Genomic DNA, 14,408 nt, shown 5'->3' on the forward strand with positions numbered 1-14,408 from the left:
ATGGACCGATACGAACTGCGCAGGCTCGACTACAGCCTGACGGCCGATCACGAGGCGCTGCAGGCCGCCTACCGTGATTTCTTCAAGACCCATTGTCCGATCGAAACCGTACGCGCTGCAGAGGAATCCGGCTTCGACAAGAACCTGTGGGAGCGGTTGTGCGCGATGGGCGCGACCACGATGGCGCTACCGGAATCCGCGGGCGGGGATGGGGCCACGCTGGTTGACCTGACGTTGGTGGCCGAGGAGATCGGGCGGTCGCTGGCGCCGGTCCCGTGGATAGATCATGTCTGCGCGGCCCGCCTGCTGGCCGGACTCGGCGCGGTGGAGTCCGATGTCGTAACTGGCAAGCAGCTCGCCGTACTGGATCCGCAAATCGAGAGCGCCTCCGGGCCCAGGCTGATCCCGATCGGATCGATCGCCGACCAGATCATCGTCGCCGACGGTCCCGACGTGGTGGTGCGCTTGACGTTCGCCACCCGGCCGGCGAAGGTCGACAATATCGGTCGGCTGCCGATGGCGTGGGTTGACCCTGCCACCGCGGACAGCCGCACGGTGTTGGCGGACGGTCCCGATGCGGTGCTGAAATATCAACGGGCGCTTGCCGAGTGGCGACTGCTGACTGCTGCCGCACTGGTCGGCCTCGTCGAAGAGACGATGACAATCGCGGCGGAGTTCGCCAAGACCCGCTACACGCTGGGCGTGCCGATCTCCACACTGCAAGGCATCTCCCACCCGCTGGCCAACATGGCGATCACCGTGCAGGGCGGACGCAACCTCGCACGGCGGGCGGCGTGGTTCCTCGACAACGAACCCGACGAGCGACCCGAATTGGCTCCGTCGGCGTTCGTGTTCATGGCAGAAGAGGCAGCCAAAGCCGCGACGATGGCGGTCCACATTCAGGGCGGTTTGGGAGTATCGGCGGAGGCCGCCGCGACGGCGTATCTGGTGCGCGCCAGGGGATGGCCGCTGGCCGGCGGCGATCCCGGCGCCACCGCGCGGCAGATCGCCGAAATCGTCGCAGCACGCGAAAGCGGTTCGGGAAAGGACGCATAAGTGGACTTCTCACGAGTCGAGCTGTCCGACGAAGACGAGGCGTTCCGCGAGGAGGCGCGAAGGTTTTTGGCCACCCATGTCACCGAGGAAGTCAAGCGCCGCGATCGCGAGACGGGCGACAACTTCGACGAAGGTGTGCACTTGGCATTCGGCGCCGCCGGGTTTTTGGAGGCGGAGTGGAAGCCTGCATCCGACGGCGGTTTCAGCCGGGTTCGACGGCGGATCTGGGAACTGGAGAAGCGGCGCGCGCATGTGCCGTGGGTGACCTGGGGGACCACCGCCATGGTGGCGCGGTCGGTGGCGAAGTTCGGGTCACCCGAGCTGAAGGACGAGGTGCTACCGGGGGTCTTCAGCGGCCACGTCCGACTTTGCCTTGGCTACACCGAACCCGAAGGCGGATCGGATGTCGCCACCTGCAAGACGCGCGCAGTGCGCGACGGCGACGCGTGGATCATTAACGGCTCCAAGATGTTCACCACCGGCGCGCACAACTGCCAGTATGTTTTTCTGATCACCAACACCGACCCGGACGCCCCGAAACACAAGAGCCTGACGATGTTTCTGGTTCCGTTGAACTCCCCGGGCATCGAAATCCAGGGCATCCGCACGGTGGACGGCGACCGCACCAACATCGTCTACTACAGCGACGTCCGCGTCGATGACAAGTATCGATTGGGCGATGTCAACGCCGGCTGGACAGTGCTGCGAGAGCCGCTCAACGTCGAGCACGGCGCCGTGGCGGCTGCGCCCGATGGGCTGCAGGACACGTCAATCATGATGCACCAGGCCGGATCCATGGTCGAGGCGGTCGACAAGGCCGCGGCTCGCCTGGGGCAACCGGGTCCGGATGGCCGCCGACCGGTCGACGACCAATCTGTCGCATATCGGCTGGGGCGCAGCGTTGCCCGGATGGAGGCAGCACTGTCCGCGCCAAGCATTTTCGGCCGGGTGGCGATCGCACAGACGATGCGCGACATATCTCCGGACCTGATGGATGTATTGGGGCCCGCGTCGGCGTTGCCCTTCGGGACCGACGGGGCCGCCGATGACGGCAGCGCCGAATACGTTTACCGCTTCGCGCCGTTGGTGGGCATCTACGGTGGAACTCTGGAGGTGTTCCGCAACATGATCGCGCAGTATGTCCTTGGTCTGGGCAAGCCCGCCTACGCTCCGCCGAAAGCCTCTTGACTCGCCGAACGTGCAACGGCGGCGATCGTCACCGGCGTGTCGTCACCATAGGTGCACGCTCGGCGCCGCCGCGCTGGAGCAATCGGTCGTCGAGGAACGACACCAGGACCGTGGCGGCTTGCTCCTGGCCGTCGAGGAATGCTTCGTAGTGTCCGCCGGGCAGGCAAGCAAGCTGGCCGCGGGCAGCTTTGCGTGCGGCGTTGATCGCGGGCCCGGGAGGGGCGACACCGTCGCGGTTGTAAGCGATTACAAGCAGAGGGCATCGGATCCGCCCCGCTAATCGGCCGGGTCGGTATAGGCCGACGCGGATTGCGGAACGGGCCGCGACGTTCTGTTGCCATTGCGGGTATTGGTTGTCCGGGTTGAGCGCTCGGGCGCCGTTGAGCGAGTCGGGCGTAGTCAAAGACGCCACGGTGCCGCGTTCTCCGGCCAGCGGTATCAGTAGCGGCGCGCGGCCCAGTAGGCCACCGAGGCCGTCGGCGACCGCGCGGGCAACAAGGCGCGCCAGTGCAAACGCTGTGGTATGCCGTAGCGCATTGCGCATTGCGTGCAGCCCATCGGCCAGTGGTGAGTGCGCGATGGCCGCGCCAAGCTGGGGATTGCGAGCGGCAACTGCAAAGACGTGGCCGCCAGAGACCGAGAATCCCCATATCGCGAGTCTGTCGGGGTCCACACCGGGCAGGGTGGCAACGAAGCTGATCGCGGCTTCCCAGTCGGCGAGTTGTTCACCGATGCGCACGAGTTGGCGTGGTTGCCCGCCGCTTTCGCCGAGGTGGCGATAATCGAAGGCCAGGACGCTGTAGCCGGCATCGTGGAGTCGCTGTGCGAGACGGTCGGTGCCGGGCTCTTTGGTCACAGCCAGACCCGCGGCCATGATCACGCAGGCGCCGTTGTTGCCGAGGTAATACCAGGCCGCGCAGCGGCTGTCACCGCTGGCGAAGTGGACTTTCCAACGTGCGGTGGTCGGCATTACGCTGCCCCTTCCCGATAACTGGTGAAGATGCGATCGTCAGTGGCGTGGTTGGAACGCGGCCTGGATTTCGTGGGCTACCCGTTGCGGCTCATCGAGCGGGAAAAAGGTGCGTCCGCCGGGTATTTCGACCAGTCGCGCGTCAGGAAAGGCGTTCTGCAGCCGGTGCGCCAGCTCGATCGGAAAGAGTTGGTCCGCATCGCCCCATAACACTAGGACCGGTTTCGTGAACCGCCTCAGCCGGGTGGATAGTTCAAGCAATTCTGAAGAATCGACGCCGCGCAGGAATTTGGCGGTGTCGCGCCGCACGCCGCGGTCGGTCAGCGCCGGCGTGATCCAGCGGCGCGTCAGCTCGCAATCCAATGGCTTGGACACGTTTTGGCCCTGAATGCGCTGCCGCAGCCCGTCGGGCCGCATGATCGTCATCAGCGCATAGACGCCCGCGGAGCGTCGGCCGAGGCTGAATACCGGCCGCAGCGAACGAGGCGGGAATTGATCGAAGGCGTCGCCGTCGGTCAACACGAGTCGGCCGATCCGACTGTCGTCGACGTCTATGACGAACTGGCACAACGCAGTTCCGGTGTCGTTGCCGACTAGCGTGACATCAGTCAACCCGAGCGTCTCGAGGAACGCGATGATCAGGCGTGCGACGCCGGCTGGGCTCAGATCGGCGTCCGGTCGCAATGCGATGGGGTGGGACCCAAGGGGCAGGTCGAGGGCATATGAACGCACACCGTCCATCGCAAGCGCATCGGTCACCCCGGTCCACAGTTCGTTGTTGACCAGCAGGCCGTGTACGAACACCACGGGTGGGCTTGTACTGTCGGCTGGCCCTGCGAGCCGATACTGAACGCGTCCCTGCGGCAAGTCGAGGATGGGCATAGAGGCCTCCAAAGTTAAGGTAAAAACACATACACCTACATACAGTATGTACGAACATACATACTGTATGTATGAAAGGCAAGGCAATGGCCGATACTCGCCGTACGCAGGCCGAGCGCGCAGCAGAAACCCGTGAGTCGCTGATCGCCGCGGCGCGAGCCTTGTTCGCCGAGCACGGTTTCGCCGACGTGGCGCTGGAGACGATCGTGCGCGCCGCGGGGGTGACCCGTGGCGCCTTGTATCACCATTTCGCCGACAAGACCGAGCTGTTCGCGGCGGTGTTTGAGCAAGTCGAGAGCGAAGTGGCAGCCCGAATGGGTGAGGCGATCGCGTCAGCCGGTCAGACCGATCCGGTCGAGATCATGCGGCTGGGTGCGGGGTTCTGGCTGAACGCCTGCGCTGACACCGAGATTCAGCGCATTGTGCTAGTGGATGCCCCCGCGGTGCTCGGGTGGACTCGGTGGACCGAGATCGGAAACCGGCACAACATCGGGCTGGTGCGAGAACTTCTCGCTAGCGCTGTCGATAGCGGGCGCATCCCGCCCCAGCCGGTGGAAGCGACCGCCCTCACGCTGCTGGGCGCCATGCGCGAGGCGACCCTCTACATTGCGCGTGCAGACGATCACAACCGGGCCCGGAAGGAAGCCGGTGCGGTGATGGATCGGCTCATCTCCGCCCTGGGCTAGGTGGTCAGGATCGTCGCGGCGGCAGTGCCGGGCGCACCGTAAACCTGCGCGAAACCGACCCGCGGAGTCCCGGGGACCTGGCGATCGCCGGCCTGGCCGCGCAGCTGGCGCACGAGCTCGTGCATCTGCCTCAGGCCGGACGCACCGATCGGCTCCCCGTTGGCAATCAGCCCGCCGTCGGTGTTGACCGGCATTGCGCCGGTGATCTCGGTGGCCCCCTCGGCCAGCAGCTTCTCCTGCTCACCGTCGGGGCAGAAGCCTGCCTCGGCCATGTGGATCACCTCGGCGCCGGCGTCCGTGTCCTGCAGCTGGATGACGTCGACGTCCTGCGGTGCCACACCTGCTTTCTCGAATGCGGCTTTAGCCGCGTAGACGGTCGGCGACCCGTCTTCCTCGACGGGCGCATACGTGGTGTTCACCTCGTAGGCACCGTAGCGGCGAGTGCGGATTTCGACCGCTCGGACATATACAGGTTTGGCGGTGAACCGCTGCGCGATCTCGGCCCGGCACATGATGACCGCGGCAGCTCCTTCGTCGGGCGCGCAGAACATGTACTGGGTGAGAGGGTAATTCAGCACGGGGGAGTTGAGGATGTCGTCTTCGGAGATCGGTTTGCGCCGAAAAGCGTTGGGATTCAGCGCTCCGTTGCGGAAGTTCTTCGCGGCCACCTTGGCCAGCGTCTCGGTCGAGATGCCGTAGTCGTGCAGGTAACGGCTGGCCTTCATGCCGAAGAACTTGGTAGTGAGGTATTGCCCGTTCTGCGCGTACCAGCTGGGCATCCCGACCAGCGCGGGGTCTTCGGTGAAGGCGCCTCGCGGGTGCTTGTCCATGCCGACGGCGATGCCGATGTCGTAGTCGCCCAACCGGATACTGTCGGCGCACAATTTCGTCGCGCTCGCCGCCGTCGCGCACGCGTTGAACACATCGGTGAACGGGATACCGGTGAGGCCGACCATGCCGACGATCGCGTCCGGGTTGGCGACGGTCCAGCTGCCGCCCACGGCGAACTGGATGTCTTTCCACTCGACACCGGCATCTGCGAGCGCCAGCTGGATCGCGTCGGCAGCCATCTGCATCGCGGACTTGCCTTCGAAGCGCCCGAACGGGTGCAGACCCACCCCGATGATGGCAACGTCATTCACGCTATGGCCCCCGCATCCTTGAGCTCGGCAATGCGGTCCCAGTCCATGCCGAGCTCCATCAGAACGATCTCGGTGTGTTCGGAGGCCTGCGGCGCCCGGGTGGTAACCAGCGGCTCGTGGTTGAACTGGACCGGGCCGCGCACGACTTTGAATGGTGCGCCGCCGCTGGCGAGTTCGACTTCGGCGATCATGTCGTTGGCGATGGCCTGCTCGTCGTCGGCCAGGTCGATGAGGCTCTGGAACGGCGCCCATTGGCCTTTCATCGTCTTCAGGTGTTGGCGCCAGTAGTCAAAGGGCTTGCCCGCAAAGGCCTTTGCGATCAGTTCGGCGGCCGCGTTGGCATTTTGTATCAGCGGAAGCACATCGGCGAAGCGGGGATCATCGGCTGCCTCGGGGATGCCGAGGTGCTCGAAGGTGTCGCGGATCAGGCCGGTCGGGCTGATGATGCACAGGTTGATGGTGCCGCCGTCGGAGGTTTGGTAGTTGCCCATGAAGGGATTGACCGACGGGTTCGCGGAGCCCGGCATGGCGACGCGCATCACCTCGCCGGTCTCCATGCCCTGGGTCACGCTTGCGCCCGCCGCCCACCAGGCCGTGCTCAGCAGCGACACATCAAGCTCGAGGGCCTCGCCGGTCCGTTCCCGATGCAGCAGTGCGGCGGAGATGCCCCCGGCGATGAACATGCCGCCGATCGAGTCGCCGAAGGCCGGGATGCCTTGTGGCAGTGCGCCGCCCAGCTCCTCAGGTGTCAGCGCGTAGCCGATGCCGCTGCGGGTCCAGAATGCTGTCCCGTCGTAGCCGCCGACGTCGCGCTCGATTCCCTTGTCGCCGTAGGCGGTCCCGCGAGCGTAGACGATGTTCGGGTTGACCGCCCGAATGTGCTCGACGTCGAATTTGTTCTTCTGCCGCTGCGCGGGCATGTAGTTGGTCAGGAACACGTCGGAAGCTTTGGCCAGTTCGTAGAGCACTTCCTGCCCACCCGGTGTGGAAACATCGATACCCACGCTGCGTTTACCCCGGTTGGGATGTTCCATCAGCGGATGCCGGTCCGGGTTGACCTGGATGCCACCCATGTTGAGGAAGCCGCGCTGGGTATCACCGCGCACCGGGTGCTCGACCTTGAGGACGTCCGCTCCCCAGTCGGCAAGAATGGCGCCCGCCGCCGGGACGAACGTGAACTGCGCAAGCTCAAGGACCCGAAAGCCCTGCATTACCTTGACCATTCTCGCGACCTTACTTCTCGTCGAACGTCACCGGTAGCGCCGTCGGGGAGCGGAAGGGCTGCCCGTAGATGTGCGGATCGTTGTCGGTGACGAGCTTGATGTTGGTCACCCGACTCAGCAGGCACTCCAATGCGACCCTGGTCTCCATCCGCGCGAGGTGAAGGCCTAAGCAAGTGTGCTCGCCGGCGGCGAAGGAGATGTGCGGCATGTGGTCACGGAAGATGTCGAATTGCTCCGAGCGCTCCCAGCGGCGCTCGTCGCGATTCGCCGAGCCGATGCACACGTCGACAGCCGACCGCGCGGGAATCTCCACCCCTTCCAGCTCAGTGTCCTCGGTGGTGAACCGCTGCACTGTGGTCAGTGGTGTCTCGAAGCGCAGCCCCTCTTCGATCGCCGGCCGGATCAACTCGTGATCGGCTTGCACCGCCTCGAATTGGTCCGCGTGGGTGAGCAACAAGTACAGCAGATTGCCCGAAGACCGATAGGTGGTTTCCAGTCCGGCGGGCAGTAGCAACCGCAGGAACGAATAGATCGCCTCGTCGCTCAGCTTTTCGCCGTCGATCTCCGCGGTGACCAGATCGCCGATGATGTCCTCCGTCGGCTTAGCCCTGCGTTGTTCGATCTGCTCGAGGAAGTAATCCTTCAGCGCCGCCGATGCTTCGAAGGCGCGCTCGTACTTGACGGCGTAGTTGATCAACTGCACCGCCCGCCGGCGAAACTCGGGCAGGTCTTCGGTTGGCAAACCCAAGAGCCTGGCGATGACACGAGTAGGGAACTCGAAGGTGAAATCCCGGACCAGATCGGCGTGGTCGGTGTCGATGAACTCGTCGATCAGCGCATCGCAGATCGGCCGCACAATCGTTGGCTCCCAGCGGGTGAGCGCCTTGGACTTGAACGCTGCCGATACCAGATTGCGGTGGTCGCGGTGCTTCTTGCCCGCCATCGCCAGAATGGTCGGACCGATGAACAGACCGATCGTGTTGTCGTAGCTCGCCGAGCTGAAGACCTGGCCGTCGCGAAATGCCTTGTTCACCGCGTCGAACGACATGGCGGCGAAGGAGTTCTTGGGCTGCAGCGATTCCGGGGTTTTGGAATAGTCGAGGACCGTTCCGCGGAAGACGCCGGCACCTTTGCGCTTGTGAGCGAAGTACGGGTATGGGTCGCGGATGAAGTCGGCGGGTTTGTCGTCGATGACGGCGTCTTCAAGTCGACTGTCCACAGCTGCGCTCCGGCTCGGCTACATAATCGTACTGTAAATATTACAGTAGCCTACATCACAGTCTTAGCCGTTGACTGCCTGCTCACGCGCCCAGCGGTAATCGGCCTTGCCCGACGGGCTGCGTTCGATCGCGGCACGGAAGGCGATCGCCTTGGGAAGTTTGTAGCGAGCGAGCGATTGCGCGGCGTGGGCGATCAACTCTTCGGCATCCGCATGCGCGCCGTCGGTGAGCGCGACGACGGCGACGACCTCCTGACCCCACCGCTCGCTCGGTCGTCCGGCAACCACCACATCGGCCACCGCCGGGTGCGATGCGATCGCCGTTTCGACCTCCTCGGCGAAGATCTTCTCGCCGCCGGAATTGATTGTCACCGAGTCACGGCCCAGTAGTTCGATGGACCCGTCGGCGCGGTGGCGGGCGCGGTCGCCCGGAATCGCGTAGCGCACACCGTCGATCACCGGGAACGTCGCGGCAGTCTTGGCGGCGTCGCCCTTGTAGCCGAGCGGAACGTATCCGCGCTGCGCGAGCCAGCCGATGCCGTCGTGACCCGGTTGCAGGATCGAGCCGAGATCCTCCGCGGCCACGAAGGTATCCGGTCCGGCATTGAAAGTACCGGTTGAGACCGCGCCCGGTGTCGACAGATGACTCATCTGTGCACCCGTCTCCGAGGAGCCGACGCCGTCGATGACCATGGCGTTGGGCAGTGCCTCGATCAACCGCTCTTTGACATAGGGCGTCAACAGTGCGCCGCCATTGGCGACCACCGCCAACGACGACAAGTCGGCGATGCCCCGCTCGATGGCGGCGAGCAGTGGCCGGGCCATCGCGTCACCGACAACCGTAACGACCGTTACCTTTTCCCTTTCGATGGTGCGTACCACGTCGTCGGCGTCCAAATGGTCGACGACCGAAGGGAAGACGAGCGTCTGCCCGGTCGTGATTGCCGTCATGGCGCTCCATTGGGCGGCGCCGTGGATTAGCGGCGGCAGAATCAGCAATTTGGTGCCGGGGCCTGCGGTGATCGGTGCGACGATCTGCTCGATGGAATCGACCGTCTCTCCGGTCACGAGGTTTCGCCCGCCGAACGACGTCATGAAGATGTCGTGCTGGCGCCACAACACACCCTTCGGCATTCCCGTCGTGCCGCCGGTGTATAGGACGTACAAGTCGTCGGGTGAGTTTTGAACCGGTGGAGGCACAGGCGAACCGGATTCGATGATGCTGTTGTAATCCACGGCGCCGTAAACCAGGTCATTGCCTGATTCGTCGGCGATTTGGATGAGCACACGCAGCTTTGGCAGGTTCGGCAAGACTTCGGCTACTCGCGGCGCGAATGCGGCGTGATAGATCAGCGCGCTCGCATCGGCATCGGCGAGCAGGTACTGCAGCTCGCTTTTGACATACCGGAAGTTGACGTTGAAGGGGGCCACCCGAGCGCGGAAGGCGCCGAGCAGCGACTCGACGAATTCGTTTCCGTTGTAGGCGTAGATGCCGATGAGATCCTGTCCCACCTCGTGGCCGGCCAGAGCGGATCGCTCGGTATGGCATCCCAGCCCGCGCGAATGCAAATACGCCGCAAGCCTGTTGGACCGCTCGATGATTTGCGCGTAGGTGTAGCGGCGCTCGCCGTGGATAACCAGCTCGCGGTCGCCGATCGCCGACGCGACCGCCGCTGCGACGGCGGGTACGGTGAATTGGGTTGTGGTGTCCGTCATGGATCCTTCCATAGCGCGAGCAGCTCGTCGGTTGTGGTGATGGTCGCCAGCAGCGACAGCGTATTGTCGATCACCGCGGAACCGTACTCGGCGGGCACACCAGCCACGGCATCGCGTGGCACGACGACGCGATATGCGGCGTTGACGGCGTCCATGACCAGGTTGGGAATCGCAACATTCAGGGACACACCGACCGCGACGATGGTCGACACACCGAGGTTGCGCAGGACGGCGTCGAGATCGGTGCCGCCCATCGGCCCGACGCCATGCCCTCGGGTCAAGACCAGATCGTTTGGTTCAGGACCTAATTCGGGTAGCAGCGCCGCTCCGGGTGTGCCGGGAACGATGTCCACTTCGCCGCGGCCGATCGCGAAGATCTTGGCGTTGTGATTGGCGCCGAGCCCGTCGGGCCGTCGGTGCACCAAGCAGTGCACGACGCGCACGCCGGCTGCCCGGGCCGCCGGCAGCAACCTCGCGATGTTGGGTACTGCGACGCGGCGTGCTTCCTCAGCGAGTACCGCCAACCCGGCATGTGGTCCGACGACGGCGCCCTGACACTCCTGAGTGACGATCGCGGTGTGCCCTGGCGCAGTGAGTTCTTTGAGTGCTGTCATGCCGGCACGTCGTAGAACTGAGTCGCCCATTTGCGCAGCGTCATATACGGTTTCGCATCCTGCTTGGCCAGGGGTGGACGCTCAACGTAGCGCTGGTAGCGCCAGATCTCCAGGTCGTCCCAGACGGTCGACAGGAATTGCTGTTCGATACGCTCGCGCAGCGCGTCCGGCGGCACCTCGGAGTCGTCGCCGGGGATTCGCGGCCACCAGATCGAGTAGAACAGGTCGGAACACTCGTCGTCGACGGGCGTGCAAGTGAATATCAGCCGATGGTTCTGCATGCCTTCGAAGGCGCTGATCGCCCCACCGAGCCCGAACAAGTGACTGTGGAACCGCAAGGCCATCTCGTCGGGGTCGTCGCTGCTTGCATCCGGAAAGCCCGCGACGAATTGCCATTCGTGGTCCACGATTTTCCAGTCCAGCATCCTGGGTGTCACTGTGGCGTGATGCACGTATTGGAAATGGGCACTGTCGGGGGCGTTTTCCGCCACAATCTGCGGGTGCACCGGTTCGCGTTCCACCCGCCGGGAGAACTCCGGGTATGCCCGGTAGTAGGCCGCGGGATCGGTTTCGAACTGCGGGAACTTGTAGAAGATGTCCGGCATGTCCCACTGCGGCTCCTTGCCCTCCGGTTGGTGCCACACGAAGACACACTCATACTGCTCCCGCACCGGGTACACGCGCAGTGTCAGCGCGCGGTTGGGCCGGTCCGGCTGATATGGAATGAATTTGTTGTTACCATCGGGACCCCAGCGCCAGCCGTGAAACGGGCACTCCACACAGTCGCCCACCACCTTGCCGCCGTGCCCGATGTGTGCGCCCAGGTGTTTGCAGTGCGCTTCCAGTACGTGCAGCTCACCGGATTCGTCGCGGTAGGCGACCAGGTCTTCGCCGAAGTATCGGAGCGGGCGGACCTCACCGGTCGGAAACTCCGGCGACCAGCCGATCATGAACCATCCGGTGACCTTCCACGTGAACGGGACCTTCACGGCGGCGCCTTCCACACTCATCGGGCTGATACTAAATTCGTTACAGTATAGATTTCGGGCCGAGGGAGGCATAGCAGGGTGATCGACGAGCTTGAAGCGTTGCGGCAGTTGAAGGCGCGCTACTGCCGTTTCCTCGATACCAAGGACGCCGAGGGCTGGCGCAGCCTGTTCAGCACCGACGTGGTGGTCACGTTGGACATGGCGGCCTCGACCCGCGGTGCCGACCCGATGACGGCCCCGCCTGTCGAGGGCGTGGACAACTTCGTTCCGAGGGTGCTGGCCGGCCTGCAGGACGCGGCCACCATGCATCACTGCCATACCCCGGAGCTCACGCTCACCTCGGCTACCAGCGCTTCCGGTATCTGGGCGATGGAAGACTGGATCATCTTCGGCGACGGCCGCGAATTACACGGCGCCGGTCATTACCACGAGACGTACGAGAAGCAAGACGGCACTTGGCGGATCAAGACGTTGCATCTGACCCGAACCATCGTGAGGGTGACCGGTGGTGACGAGGACTGATCGCGCGCACCTCATCGCGCTGGAATACCCATGTCGTTGACGACGCGTGCGGTCGACATCACCCGCGAGCTGAGCCTGGTGGTGCCGCGAACGGTGGCCGGCCTCACCGAATCGACGGGCTGGGCCGCGGCGTCGCCTCGCGGAGTGCGACAATTCGGCGAGGTCATGCTCGACGAGCTTGTGCTGGCTGGCTTTTCGCTCTTGAGTGGCGGTTTGTCGGAACAGGTACGGCCACTGAGCGCATGCGCCGCTGCGGCCGAGGAGCTGTCGACGTTGGGCATTGACCGGGCACACGCCGCCCCAGACCCATTGCGGGTGAGCACGATCCGGCGCCGTCGTATCGGCACACTGGCGTACGAGCGCTTGACGTTCGAACACGATCCCGCGCTGCCCCGCACGCTGGAAGCTGCGGGGCTGGGCGGCCCGGCGACCGCGGTGGTGCACCTGTGCCGGCATCGCGACGGGCCACGGCCCTGGCTGATCTGGGTGCACGGCGCCGGTCAGGGCCGCCCGGAGGACCTGTTGGTGTCTCGCGCCGGGCGGCTGCAGCGCAGGCTGGGCTTCAACGTTGCTGTGCCGGTCCAGCCCGGTCACGGCAGCCGGCGCGGCCAGTGGCCGCCTTATCCGGATACGGATCCGCTGATCAATGTCGCAGGCATGATGCGCGCGGTATCAGAGATTCGCGCCGTCGTGCAATGGGTGCAGCGGCAGGCGAGTGCCGTTGTGGTCTCCGGGGTTTCGATGGGCAGCGCGGTGGCGGCACTGGTTTCACACTTCGAGAAGCGGATCGACGCCGTCGCACTGTTCACCCCGATCCTGGGCCTCAACGCGATGATCGCGCGCCACTTGGCGCGCTGGGGATCGTCGCGTGATGGCTTCCGGCAGCTGTTGGGATCGCCGGAGGTGGCGCTGCTGACATCGGTGATCGATCCGCTGAGCGTCGAGCCGGCGCCGCCGCGGCATCGCCGGCTGATCGTCGGAGCGTGGCACGACCGGATGGCGATGCGCGAGCCGGCCCTCGCGTTGCAGCGGCGGTGGGGCGGTCAGTTCTATTGGTACGACGGCAGCCACGTCGGTCACATCTTCTCCCGGCGCGTGCAGGCGATCTCCGAGCGATTCCTGCGCGAAGTGGCCACCGGTGAAGGAGTTGCGACTTGACCGATCGGATCCTTGACGAATTGGGCTACTACTTGTTGGCGGGCGCCGGCGGGGAAGGTCCGGCATCCTTGATGGATGAGGCCCGCCGCGGGGAGGAGTTGGGTTTCGGCACCGCATTCGTTTCCGAACGCTGGAACGTCAAGGAGGCGTCGTCTCTCGTCGGCGCCGCGTGCGCGGTGACCAGCCGCATGCAGATCGCCACCGCCGCAACCAATCACAACACCCGTCATCCGCTGATCATCGGATCGTGGGCGACCACGATGCATCGCCTCTCCGGTGGCCGGTTCACGCTGGGCATCGGCCGCGGCATCGGCCCCATCTACAGCGCGTTCGGCATTCCGGCGGTAATGACCGCGCAGATGGAGGATTGGGCCCAGGTCATGCGCCGTTTGTGGCACGGCGAGGTGATCTTCAACCACGACGGCCCGATGGGCAAGTACCCGGTGCTGTTCCTCGATCCGGACTTCAATGAGGACATCCGACTGGCATTGGTGGCGTTCGGGCCCAAGTCGCTTGCGCTCGGAGGACGCGTTTTCGACGACGTCATCCTTCATACCTACTTCACCCCGGAGACGTTGCAGCGCTGCGTCAAGACCGTCAAAGAGGCCGCGGAGCAGGCTGGCCGTGATCCGGACACGGTGCGGGTGTGGTCGTGCTTTGCGACGGTCGGCGACCACCTTCCCGAGCCTTTGCGGCTGAAGAAGACCGTCGCCCGGCTGGCCACCTACCTTCAGGGTTACGGCGATTTGATGGTGCGGACGAATGGTTGGGATCCCGCTGTGCTGCAACGATTCCGGGACGACCCCGTGGTGACCTCGATTCCCGGCGGAATCGACCACAAGGCCACGGCCGAGCAGATCGAGCACATCGCTGGATTGATTCCAGACGAATGGCTGGAACCGTCGGCCACCGGGTCAGCGCAGCAGTGCGTGGAACGCATTCGCAGGGAGTTCGACTACGGCGCCGACGCGGTGATCATGCACGGCGCAACGCCCGACGAACTGCAACCCGTCGTCGCCGCGTACCGCGCCGTGCAACCATGA

The 14,408-nt window shown here is 64.7% G+C and carries 14 protein-coding genes; 6 read left to right on the forward strand and 8 right to left on the reverse strand.

All coding sequences use genetic code 11. The features are described from left to right. Together AWC06_RS05850 and AWC06_RS05855 are read left to right on the forward strand one after the other, a co-directional pair. Positions 1–1,056 (forward strand): acyl-CoA dehydrogenase family protein, encoded by a 1,056-nt coding sequence (locus AWC06_RS05850; RefSeq protein WP_085195319.1) that lies wholly within the window; start codon positions 1–3, stop codon positions 1,054–1,056. Continuing rightward, positions 1,057–2,244, forward strand: a complete 1,188-nt coding sequence (locus AWC06_RS05855; protein WP_085195321.1) for an acyl-CoA dehydrogenase family protein — start codon at positions 1,057–1,059, stop codon at positions 2,242–2,244. It begins immediately after the preceding gene. Between the two features lie 28 nt (positions 2,245–2,272). On the opposite strand, the gene AWC06_RS05860 is transcribed toward AWC06_RS05855, so the two are convergent. Both AWC06_RS05860 and AWC06_RS05865 read right to left on the reverse strand, forming a co-directional pair. Continuing rightward, entirely contained in the window at positions 2,273–3,214 is a 942-nt protein-coding gene (locus AWC06_RS05860; protein WP_085195322.1) for an alpha/beta hydrolase, read from the reverse strand. Positions 3,215–3,253: 39 nt separating this feature from the next. Continuing rightward, positions 3,254–4,021 (reverse strand): alpha/beta fold hydrolase, encoded by a 768-nt coding sequence (locus AWC06_RS05865; RefSeq protein WP_211281913.1) that lies wholly within the window; start codon positions 4,019–4,021, stop codon positions 3,254–3,256. Positions 4,022–4,167: 146 nt separating this feature from the next. On the opposite strand from AWC06_RS05865, the gene AWC06_RS05870 reads away from it, so the two are divergent. After that, the gene (locus AWC06_RS05870; protein ID WP_139819927.1) at positions 4,168–4,782 is read left to right on the forward strand and encodes a TetR/AcrR family transcriptional regulator; all 615 of its coding nucleotides are present in this window, start codon (positions 4,168–4,170) and stop codon (positions 4,780–4,782) included. Here the strand turns inward: AWC06_RS05870 and AWC06_RS05875 are convergent. The 6 genes from AWC06_RS05875 to AWC06_RS05900 form a co-directional block, all read right to left on the reverse strand. Further along, on the reverse strand, positions 4,779–5,924 hold the full coding sequence (locus AWC06_RS05875; RefSeq protein WP_085195326.1) for a thiolase family protein: 1,146 nt from the start codon (positions 5,922–5,924) through the stop codon (positions 4,779–4,781). The genes AWC06_RS05870 and AWC06_RS05875 overlap by 4 nt on opposite strands. Beyond that, positions 5,921–7,135, reverse strand: coding sequence for a CaiB/BaiF CoA transferase family protein (locus tag AWC06_RS05880; RefSeq protein WP_085195437.1), 1,215 nt, complete (start codon positions 7,133–7,135; stop codon positions 5,921–5,923). The genes AWC06_RS05875 and AWC06_RS05880 overlap by 4 nt, the downstream gene beginning before the upstream one ends. 22 nt (positions 7,136–7,157) lie before the next feature. Next, complete coding sequence (locus tag AWC06_RS05885) at positions 7,158–8,366, reverse strand: cytochrome P450 (RefSeq protein ID WP_085195328.1); 1,209 nt, start codon at positions 8,364–8,366, stop codon at positions 7,158–7,160. A 63-nt stretch (positions 8,367–8,429) separates the two neighbouring features. Continuing rightward, positions 8,430–10,082 carry an acyl-CoA synthetase gene (locus AWC06_RS05890; RefSeq protein ID WP_085195330.1) on the reverse strand — a complete coding sequence of 551 codons (1,653 nt, stop codon included), beginning with the start codon at positions 10,080–10,082 and terminating at the stop codon, positions 8,430–8,432. Further along, positions 10,079–10,696, reverse strand: a complete 618-nt coding sequence (locus AWC06_RS05895) for a cysteine hydrolase family protein (protein ID WP_085195332.1) — start codon at positions 10,694–10,696, stop codon at positions 10,079–10,081. Before AWC06_RS05895 ends, AWC06_RS05890 begins: the two co-directional genes overlap by 4 nt. Further along, a complete protein-coding gene (locus AWC06_RS05900; protein ID WP_085195439.1) occupies positions 10,693–11,685 on the reverse strand; it encodes a Rieske 2Fe-2S domain-containing protein in 993 nt (330 codons plus the stop codon). The genes AWC06_RS05895 and AWC06_RS05900 overlap by 4 nt, the downstream gene beginning before the upstream one ends. Before the next feature lie 78 nt (positions 11,686–11,763). Here AWC06_RS05900 and AWC06_RS05905 point away from each other — a divergent pair, with 78 nt between their 5' ends. Genes AWC06_RS05905 through AWC06_RS05915 form a run of 3 tightly spaced genes read left to right on the forward strand, consistent with a single transcriptional unit; the run spans position 11,764 to position 14,408 of the window. Beyond that, the gene (locus tag AWC06_RS05905; protein ID WP_085195334.1) at positions 11,764–12,207 is read left to right on the forward strand and encodes a nuclear transport factor 2 family protein; all 444 of its coding nucleotides are present in this window, start codon (positions 11,764–11,766) and stop codon (positions 12,205–12,207) included. A 30-nt stretch (positions 12,208–12,237) separates the two neighbouring features. After that, positions 12,238–13,365 carry an alpha/beta hydrolase family protein gene (locus AWC06_RS05910; protein WP_085195336.1) on the forward strand — a complete coding sequence of 376 codons (1,128 nt, stop codon included), beginning with the start codon at positions 12,238–12,240 and terminating at the stop codon, positions 13,363–13,365. Continuing rightward, positions 13,362–14,408 carry a TIGR03857 family LLM class F420-dependent oxidoreductase gene (locus AWC06_RS05915; protein WP_085195338.1) on the forward strand — a complete coding sequence of 349 codons (1,047 nt, stop codon included), beginning with the start codon at positions 13,362–13,364 and terminating at the stop codon, positions 14,406–14,408. Before AWC06_RS05910 ends, AWC06_RS05915 begins: the two co-directional genes overlap by 4 nt.

The organism is Mycobacterium fragae, from assembly GCF_002102185.1.
In the GTDB taxonomy this organism is placed as follows: Bacteria; Actinomycetota; Actinomycetes; order Mycobacteriales; family Mycobacteriaceae; genus Mycobacterium; species Mycobacterium fragae.

Coding starts and splice junctions, on each gene's coding strand:
- AWC06_RS05850 (WP_085195319.1), top strand. CDS start 1: ATGGACCGATACGAACTGCGCAGGCTCGACTACAGCCTGACGGCCGAT.
- AWC06_RS05860 (WP_085195322.1), bottom strand. CDS start 3,214: ATGCCGACCACCGCACGTTGGAAAGTCCACTTCGCCAGCGGTGACAGC.
- AWC06_RS05870 (WP_139819927.1), top strand. CDS start 4,168: ATGAAAGGCAAGGCAATGGCCGATACTCGCCGTACGCAGGCCGAGCGC.
- AWC06_RS05880 (WP_085195437.1), bottom strand. CDS start 7,135: ATGCAGGGCTTTCGGGTCCTTGAGCTTGCGCAGTTCACGTTCGTCCCG.
- AWC06_RS05890 (WP_085195330.1), bottom strand. CDS start 10,082: ATGACGGACACCACAACCCAATTCACCGTACCCGCCGTCGCAGCGGCG.
- AWC06_RS05895 (WP_085195332.1), bottom strand. CDS start 10,696: ATGACAGCACTCAAAGAACTCACTGCGCCAGGGCACACCGCGATCGTC.
- AWC06_RS05910 (WP_085195336.1), top strand. CDS start 12,238: ATGTCGTTGACGACGCGTGCGGTCGACATCACCCGCGAGCTGAGCCTG.